This window comes from Trebonia sp., from assembly GCF_049794275.1.
Lineage (GTDB): Bacteria > Actinomycetota > Actinomycetes > Streptosporangiales > Streptosporangiaceae > Trebonia.
Window position 1 is genome coordinate 1 of sequence record NZ_JBARCR010001032.1, and the last position, 2435, is coordinate 2435.

The window sequence follows — 2435 nt, forward strand, 5'->3', positions numbered from 1 at the left end:
CCTCGGGCCCGGCCACCAGCGGCGCGGCCGGATCCTCGTCCGGGGCGCCGAGCCCGGCCGGCAGCGGACGCCTGGCGCGGCGCTCCAGCGCGGTCAGGCACGCGTTGGTCGCGATCCGGTACAGCCAGGTCCGCGCGGACGCGCGGCCCTCGAAACCGCCGAACGACCGCCACGCTCGCAGGTACGTCTCCTGCACCAGGTCCTCGGCCTCGTCGATCGAGCCGAGCATCCGGTAGCAGTACGCCAGCAGCTCGCCGCGGAACTGGGCGGCGACGCTGGTGAACTCCTCCTCGACGGTCATCGCCGCCAATCTACCGATGACCATCTCGGGTCGTTAGGGTGAGGCATGTGATCCCTGTCGGGCGGCGGACGCTCGTGGTGGCCGGCGCCGCCGTGCTCGTCGTGGCCGCCGCCGGCACGGCGCTGGCGGTCGGCATCCCGTCCAGTTCGCCGTCGCACACGGCGAGCCTGGCCGCCGGCGGGCGGTCGAGCGCCACCCTCGAGGTCGTCACGGGCACTCCCCTGCTGAACGTGCGGACCGCCAGCCTCGGCGGCACCGGCGGGACGCTGCTGCGAGCCAGCACCCCGGCGGGCGCGCCCTCGCAGGTGACGTTGAGCTGGGGAGACGGCCGGGACCGTTCGGGACAAAAGGACGTTGCCGTGCTGTCGGCGAGCAGCGGGACCACCCCGGTCACGGTGACGCTCAACCAGGCCGTCAGCTGGCGGCTCGACTTCGCGGGCGGCACCGAACGGACCGTCGCCGACCTGCGCGGCGGCAACGTCACCGCGGTCACCTTCACGGCGGGCTCTGACGCGATCGACCTGTCGCTGCCGGAACCGCGCGGCATGGTGCCGGTGCGGCTCGCGGGCGGCGCGAGCCAGTTCCGCCTCAGCGTGCCAGGCGGCGTCCCGATCCGGGTCACCGCGGCCGGCGGCGCGGGCGAGGTGTCGGTCGACGGCGCGTCCTACAGCGGGGTCGGCGGCGGGTCGGTGTTCGCGACACCCGGCTGGTCGGCGACCGCGGCCGGGTTCGACGTCGACGCCACGGCCGGCACGGCGCTGCTGTCTGTCGCCCGGTGGAGCCGGTAGCGTGCGAGTTCGTGAGCAGCTATAGCCAGCCCGGCACCGTCCTGACCGACCACACGTTCCTCGTGCCGCTCGACCACGAAGACCCGGAGGGCGACGAGATCGAGGTCTTCGGCCGGGAGATCACGGCGACAGGAAAGGACCCCGACGGCCTGCCGTGGCTGGTGTTCCTGCAGGGCGGCCCCGGGTTCGCCGCGCAGCGCCCCGTCGGCCGGCAGCAGTGGCTGGACCGGGCGCTCGACGACTACCGGGTGCTGCTGCTTGACCAGCGCGGCACCGGCCGGTCGTCGCGGATCAGCGCCCGGTCGCTGGCGCCGCTCGGCTCAGCGGAGAAACAGGCTGAGTACCTCGCGCGGTTCCGCGCGGACAGCATCGTGCTCGACGCCGAGCTGATCCGCCGCGAGCTGACCGGCGGGGAGCCGTGGAGCGTGCTCGGGCAGAGCTTCGGCGGGTTCTGCGCGGTGACGTACCTGTCGTTCGCGCCGCACGGCATGCGGGAGGCGCTGATCACCGGCGGGCTGCCGGGGCTGAACACCCGCGCCGAGGACGTGTACCGGCTCACCTACCGGACGTGCGCGGCGCGGAACACCGAGCACTACGACCGGTACCCCGGCGACGTCGCCGCGGCGCGGCAGGTCGCGGAGTTCCTGGCCGAACGGGACGGCGTCCCGCTGCCCGGCGGGGCGCGGCTGACCGTCGAGGCGTTCCAGGCGATCGGCGTCCTGCTCGGCCAGGCGGCCGGCAGCCACGAGCTGCACTACCTGCTCGAGGACCCGTTCGACAACGACGGCGGCGACCTGTCCGAAACGTTCCTTTACCAGGTCGCCGCGCTGACCGGGTTCGCGACGGCGCCGCTGTACGCGGTGCTGCACGAGGCCTGCTACGGGGGGCAAGGGGAAGGGACGCGGTGGGCAGCGCAGCGGGTGCGTGCGGAGTTTCCTGAGTTCGACGCGCGGGCCGCGCTGGAGGCGGGCACCCCCGTCATGTTCACCGGCGAGATGATCTACCCGTGGATGTTCGACCTGGACCCGGCGCTGCGGCCGCTCAGGGAAGCCGCGGAGATCCTGGCGAACGCCGGCGACTGGCCGCCGCTGTACGACCCGGCGCGGCTCGCGGTCAGCGAGGTGCCCGCCGCGGCGGCGGTCTACTTCCGCGACATGTACGTGCCGGTCGACCTGTCGCTGCGCACGGCGTCCGCGATCCGCGGGCTGAAGCCGTGGGTGACCAGCGAGTACGAGCACGACGGGCTGCGGGTCAGCGGCGGACGGGTGCTGGGTCAGCTGATCGCGATGAACCGCGGCGAGGTGTGACCGCCAGGCATCCCGCGATGGCGGTCAGGACCCTATGGC

General features: G+C 73.7%; 3 protein-coding genes. 2 read left to right on the forward strand and 1 reads right to left on the reverse strand.

All coding sequences use genetic code 11. The features are described from left to right. Nucleotides 1-301 (reverse strand): sigma-70 family RNA polymerase sigma factor (locus tag WA805_RS25890; RefSeq protein ID WP_425243653.1); only part of this gene is annotated, 301 nt, incomplete at its 3' end. Between the two features lie 47 nt (nucleotides 302-348). Here WA805_RS25890 and WA805_RS25895 point away from each other — a divergent pair. Both WA805_RS25895 and WA805_RS25900 read left to right on the forward strand, forming a co-directional pair. Beyond that, nucleotides 349-1089 carry a hypothetical protein gene (locus tag WA805_RS25895; RefSeq protein ID WP_425243654.1) on the forward strand — a complete coding sequence of 247 codons (741 nt, stop codon included), beginning with the start codon at nucleotides 349-351 and terminating at the stop codon, nucleotides 1087-1089. An 11-nt stretch (nucleotides 1090-1100) separates the two neighbouring features. Further along, on the forward strand, nucleotides 1101-2396 hold the full coding sequence (locus WA805_RS25900) for an alpha/beta fold hydrolase (RefSeq protein WP_425243655.1): 1296 nt from the start codon (nucleotides 1101-1103) through the stop codon (nucleotides 2394-2396). Nucleotides 2397-2435 lie beyond the last annotated feature (39 nt).